The organism is Leyella stercorea (assembly GCF_021531355.1).
In the GTDB taxonomy this organism is placed as follows: Bacteria; Bacteroidota; Bacteroidia; order Bacteroidales; family Bacteroidaceae; genus Prevotella.
In genome coordinates this window covers 1-6,494 of record NZ_JADYTS010000109.1, presented here as the reverse complement: position 1 = coordinate 6,494, position 6,494 = coordinate 1, and the positions used below count along the sequence as shown (strand labels likewise).

The 6,494-nt window shown below is 46.7% G+C and carries 3 protein-coding genes; 2 read left to right on the top strand and 1 reads right to left on the bottom strand.

Annotation, left to right across the window (positions count from 1 at the left end):
* Window positions 1-119: 119 nt before the first annotated feature.
* Together I6E38_RS13995 and I6E38_RS13990 are read left to right on the top strand one after the other, a co-directional pair.
* Complete coding sequence (locus I6E38_RS13995) at window positions 120-1,760, top strand: DUF6377 domain-containing protein (protein WP_235394570.1); 1,641 nt, start codon at window positions 120-122, stop codon at window positions 1,758-1,760.
* 149 nt (window positions 1,761-1,909) lie between these two features.
* Window positions 1,910-3,223 carry an ATP-binding protein gene (locus I6E38_RS13990; RefSeq protein ID WP_235394569.1) on the top strand — a complete coding sequence of 438 codons (1,314 nt, stop codon included), beginning with the start codon at window positions 1,910-1,912 and terminating at the stop codon, window positions 3,221-3,223.
* On the opposite strand, the gene I6E38_RS13985 is transcribed toward I6E38_RS13990, so the two are convergent.
* A complete protein-coding gene (locus I6E38_RS13985; RefSeq protein ID WP_235394568.1) occupies window positions 3,214-5,991 on the bottom strand; it encodes a substrate-binding domain-containing protein in 2,778 nt (925 codons plus the stop codon). The two genes, I6E38_RS13990 and I6E38_RS13985, sit on opposite strands and share 10 nt — an antisense overlap.
* Window positions 5,992-6,494: the final 503 nt, after the last annotated feature.

The following is a 6,494-nucleotide window of genomic DNA, read 5'->3' as shown; positions in this document are numbered from 1 at the left end:
AGGGAAAGTAGAATCGATTAAAATCAGCTTCAAAAAACAGCAGGAAATTTGAACGAAATTAGAGGAAAAACATATAACTTTGCATAAATCATCCCAGTTTTTTAAAACTATTAAGACCTATGCGAATATTGATATTGACCATTACCTTTTGTCTGTCAATCCTTAGTGTAAATGCAGACAACAACAAACTATACGAACGGTTAGACTCTGTCATAGCCAATAGAGCAGAGTATGAAGCCAACAAAGAAAAAAGACTTCATAACATAAAATTTGGCATTAATTACGTGAGCAATGCAACAGACAAGTTGCGCATATATGAGCGATTGGTCAATGAGTATACACCATACAAATATGATTCGGCAATGGTGTATGTTCAAAAAGCGATAAACTTAGCCAAACAGATTGACAGTTCGGAATATTACACACAATTTCAGATTATAAAAGCAAGACTGCTGGTTTTCCGTGGCTTCTATATTGAGGCTAAGGAAATTCTCGAAAAACTCGAGATTCCGCCAACCAACCGTCATCTAAACTACCTTTACAACTGTAGTTTAAGTGCGCTGTATTTCAATCTGAATATATCCACTAAGAATTCGGAGTACTGCCAACGCTATTCTACACTCTTCCAAGAGTATATCGACAAGGCTATAGAGTATTGTCCAAAGAAGGATGCGCAGTACTATTATATGAAAGGTGTACAACTCTATTCGAAAGGCACCATACGTGACATCAGCACTTGCTTCAATAAGGCAATGTCGCTATTGGAGCCCGACAGCAGACTGTATGCCATGTCTGCTTACGCTCTGTCAAAAGCTTACGACAAGAGCCACCAGAGTGAACTGCAAGAACGCTATCTTCTACTTGCAGCCATAAGCGATGTAATGGCATCGACCAATGAGAGTCTGGCATTGCAGGATGTTGCTCTGTCGCTTTATAAAAACAAAAATGATCTTGACAAAGCCCGGGAATATATCAATCAAACATTGAAAGACGCACAAGAATATAATAGTCGTCTGCAACGTGTGGAGCTATACGCCAACCTTAATGTCATACTGTCTGCTTACAACGAGAAGCTACAGAAACATAGCACTTGGCAAAATGTGGCTATAATAAGCATACTCGGGCTAATGGCGATCATTGTCGCTGCTATTGTGTTTGTCGTCCGGAAAAACCACTTGTTGAAACTAAAGGAGACAGTGCTGAAAACGCTGACTAAACAGCTTAGCGCTGACAACAAACAACGTAAAAAAGACAACAAAGCACTTCAAGACTCTAACGACGAGTTTAAATATACCAATGCGAAGCGAGAGTCGATGGCTAATGCCTTTATCATGCTCTGCTATCAGTATATCGAGCGGTTGGACAATCAGCGCAAACTGGTGATACGTAAGATCAAGGCCAATCAGCAGAACGAACTGCTGAGCATTCTCTCGTCTTCAAAGCGAAGCGCCGAGGAGAGCCAGAACTTCTTCTCGCAGTTCGACAAAATCTTCCTCTCGCTCTATCCCTCGTTTGTAAAGGAGCTGAACACCTTGCTGACACCCGAGGCGCAAATACAGCTTAAGGAAGACAACGAGCTGACCCCAACCCTGCGTGTAGCTGCCTTGATTAGGCTGGACGTAACGGAGAGTGCCAAAATAGCCGGCATCCTCTCCTACTCGCCACAAACAATATACAACTATCGCTCTACACTAAAGAACAGTGCCATCGACAAAGAACACTTCGATGAGAATCTGCAAAAAGTGTGCTCAGTATACTAAGCACACTTTTAAGGATGACTTTTTGCGAATGGCAACACTTTTAAGGACGACTTTTTGCGAATAATAACACTTTTAAGGACGACTTTTTTGTTGTATTTGATATAAAAAATGTATATTTGTAATCGTAAATACCAAATTATCAGAGTCTTATGAAAAGAAGTGCTATCACATACTTATATCAATGGAAGGAGAGCAACTATCGAAAGCCATTGATTATGCTTGGAGCTCGTCAAGTGGGGAAAACATGGCTGATGCAAGAGTTCGCCAAAGAAGCCTATACCAACAGTGCATATGTAAACTTTGAGGACAATGAGATGCTTCGTGAGTTGTTTGCGCATGATTTTGATATAAATCGTATCATCAACAGTCTACAATGGAGTACGGGAGTAACTATAGACGAGAATACGCTTATTATTCTTGACGAGATACAAGAAGCCCCAAGGGGAATAACGGCATTGAAGTATTTTGCCGAAAAGGCTCCTCAATATCACGTCATTGCAGCTGGTTCTTTACTCGAAATTGCCATGCATCAGAATGACTCTTTTCCCGTGGGAAAGGTTGACTTCATGCATTTGTATCCACTTTCATTCTTTGAGTTTCTGGATGCAATTGGCGAGAGTCGTATAAAGGACTTGTTGATGTCGAAAGATTGGTCTATGATAACAATGTTCAGAAACCAATTAGAGGAGCGTTTGCGTCAGTATTATATTATAGGTGGAATGCCCGAAGTGGTTTCTTCGTTTGCCAATGAAGGCAATCTGACAAGAGTAAGAACCATACAGAAAGCTATACTGGAGTCGTACGAACGGGATTTCTCAAAGCATGCGCCTGCTATTGAGGTGCCACGTATCCGTATGGTATGGAAATCAATACCTGCCCAATTGGCAAAAGAGAACAAGAAGTTTGTATACGGAGCGATAAAGGAGGGAGCGAGGGCTAAAGATTTTGAACTTGCCATAGAATGGCTAAAGGATGCAGGCTTGATATACAAGGTAAACAGATGCAAAAAGGCTCAATTACCATTGTCTGCATACGAGGATTTTTCTGCCTTTAAGCTGTTCTTATCCGATATCGGCTTGATGGGCGCAATGAGTAATATTCCGGTTCAAAGCCTCTTGGACGGCAATGTGCTATTTTCGGATTTTAAGGGCGCACTGACCGAACAGTATGTATTGCAGCAATTGAAAGACAATTCATCTTTGTCCATATATTATTGGTCGGCAGAAAACTCACGAGGTGAAATAGATTTCTTGTTGCAAGATGAAGAGATGATCATCCCTATAGAAGTAAAGGCAGAGGAGAATCTGCAGGCAAAGAGTCTTAAGGTGTTTGTGGAACGCAATCCAGGATTGAAAGGTATGCGTCTATCAATGTCGCCTTATCGTGAGCAAGACTGGCTTGTCAACTATCCATTATATTCAATAAATGCACTGCAAATCTCCCCATCCCAACATCACAACTGAGAGCCACGCTCTCGTAAGCCTCCGGGGCTGACACCGAACTCGTCCTTGAAGCACTTGTTGAAGTACGACGGGGCGGTGAATCCTACCTCGTAGGCAATTTCGGATATTGACTTATCGGTTTTTTCTACCAGCAGGCGTGCCCTCTCAAGGCGCGCCTTTTTCAGTAGGTCGACCGGTGTCTGACCCGTCAGCGCCTTCACCTTACGGTATAGTTGCACGCGAGATAACCCAACTTCTTCGCCCAGTCGCTCAACGGTGAAGTCAGAGTCGCCCATATTCTGGCGTATAGAGTCGCGCAGACGGTTGATGAAGGTCTGGTCGCGCGAACCGAGCTGTTCCTCGGCAGCCTCCTCCTTCTTGTCGCCCGAGAAGAGTGAGCGCAGCATGGTGCGGTTGCGCAGCAGGTTGTCGACACGTGCCAGGAGCACCGAACCCGAGAAAGGTTTGGTCAGGTAGGAGTCGGCACCCGTGCCGTAGCCCTCCTCACGCTGTTCGGACAGCGAGCGTGCGGTGAGCAGGATGACGGGGATGTGGCTTGTCGCCATGTTCTGCTTGAGCTGTCGTGTGAACTCCAGTCCGTCCATAACGGGCATCATAACGTCGCAGATTACCAGTTTCGGTATCTCGCGACACGCCTTCTCCAGTCCCTGCTTGCCGTCGGCAGCCTCCGAGACGTTGTATTTATCCTTCAGTATAGAGCGCAGATAGACACGCATTCCGTTGTTGTCGTCGATGATGAGCACCAGCGGACGTTCGCTGTCAAAGTCCTCGGCATTGGTAATGCGGTCAGCGGCAGCGTTTGCGTCAATGTCTACCGACACATAGTTGTCGTCAATGAGGTTCTTGTCCTCCACTCGCGGCGCCGCCTTCTGGTCGTTGGCAGGGTCGTAGCCCGGCTGTGTGTCGGGCAGAGTCACTACAAACGAGGTGCCCTTGCCCGGCTCGCTCTGAGCTTCAATCGTGCCGTGATGCATATCGACATAAGCCTTGACGAGCGACAGTCCGATGCCGGTGCCGCCGATTGAGCCTTGCGCCTGATAGAAACGCTCGAATAGATGGGGCAGTTCCTTGGGATCGATGCCCTTGCCCGTGTCGCTCACGGTGATGGTGAAGTGCTGTGCTGCGTGCTCAACGGTAGTGGTGATGCTACCGCCCTCGGGCGTGTACTTCAGAGCATTTGACATCAGGTTGAAGTAAACGTGCTCTATCTTGTCGCGGTCGGCAATTATCATTGAGCCGTCTGTATTTGCCGTTGATGTATCTGTGGAACCAGATGCTGCCACAACGATTGTTATCTTGCGTCGGGCAGCGGCTGCACGGAAGTCCTCAGCCCACGTAGAGAGTTCGTCTGATAGGGCAAAGCGGTTCAGGCGGAGCGTAGCCTTGTTGTTCTGCACCTTGCGGAAGTCGAGTATCTCGCCCACGAGCTGTATGAGTATGCGCGTGTTGCGCTGTATCATCTGTAGCATTGAGCGGTGGTTGCCACGTATAGAGCCGTCTTCAAGCAGCTGGTCGGCAGGTCCGGCGATGAGTGTGAGCGGTGTGCGCAGTTCGTGACTAACGTTGGTGAAGAACTGCAACTGGGTCTGAGTCATGCGCTCCATCTCCTCGGTCATAGCCTTCTGCTTGCTCATAGAGTCGTGCAGCTGTCGGTTGATGCGCGCCTTGGCAACGTAGGCACGTATGGCAAAGGCGCACGCCACAATGAGTAGCACCACAAACACGAGCAGCACAAGCAGATAGATGCGTTGCGTGTTGAATTCGCTGGCAGCCTGGTCGATACGCGAGCGCAGGGTGGTGAGATGGTCTTGCTGGCGCACGGTCTCGTCGTTCTGCATGAGCAGCACACGTGCGTTGTCGCGTGTCACGAGTGCCGACGAGAGCTGGTTTTCGCGCTTGTAGTCCTTCTTTGTCAGAATGTTCATGGCGAGCTGTATCACCTCGTCGCCACGTGTGGGGTATATGTATGATGCGAATAGAGTGCCGTCGGTGACGAGTCGCATTCCGCCTCCATTTTGTGGCATGGCATCGATGCCGCAGAACTGTATGCTGTTGATGTCGAGTCCGTGCTTGGCGGCAGCGCGTCGTGCTCCCATCGCCATTCGGTCGTTGTGTGCGAAGAGGCAGTCGAACTGCGGATGTGACTTAGACAGCAGCGAGTCCATGACGCGGAAAGCTCCCTGCTCGGTCCAGTCAGCATGGGCTTGAGCCACGATTTCGAGTCCGGGACGTGTAGCCACTACGCTGTCGAATCCCTGTTGACGCTCGATGGCGGGCGAGGAGGTAGAGAGTCCGCAGAGTTCCAGAATGCGTCCGCCACTGGTCAGCGCACCCGCCAGATACTCAGCCATCGAACTGCCTATTTCCTTGTTGTCGGCGCCGATATATGCGGTGTATTTGTCGGAGCGTGTCCTTCGGTCGAATATTATCACTGGTATTCCTTTTTCGTATGCCCGGTCGATGGCAGGTGATATAGTCACCTGGCCAGGAGCGACGATGAGCAGGTCTACTCCCTCGTCGACAAAGCTGTTGATTTGTTCGGTCTGTAGCTTCACGTCGTCGTATGCCGACTTGATGCGCAGGTCTACATTATTATAATATAATGCAGCAATGCGCAATTCCTCGTTAAGTTTCTCGCGCCATACGTCTTCCGAACATTGCGACACGCCTATGACATATTGTTTCTTTGCTGAGCCTCCACACGACAAAAACAACGGAAGCATGAGCAAGAGCATGAGCTTATGGAATATACGAGGTTTTAGGTTCATTGCGTTACTTTTATTGATTTGTTTTTGCAAAGATACAGAAAAATGAATAAAATTGCTGATTTTCAATGCATTTTTGTTACATGCAACAATTCTACAATCCAACGAACGAATTTTTAAAGCCGAAAAAAAGACTTATTGCTACCTTTGCAATGTCAAAAGGAAACAAAGCCAACAAGTAATTAAAGCTTGATTGCAAACAGCAAAGACTTCAAATAACTGATAGTACAAAGGCTTCAAATAATTGATAGGTAAAAGAATTTGATTAGTTTAGTCTGTCATAGGTAATAAAGATATATAGTTCAGGTTTTAGTAGAATTAGGTTGGTAAATAGCATTCCAAGCGAAGGAAAAAGATTAGACATTAAGATTGTTGTTTTAGTATAGTTAGTTCAAAATGGTTAGTTTTTAAAATCGGGAAAAACACACGTGGCGGGAGCAGAAGTGATTTCTGGTTCCGCTATTTTTTTATATGCAATAAAAGCCCCACCCCCTGCCCCACAAAGC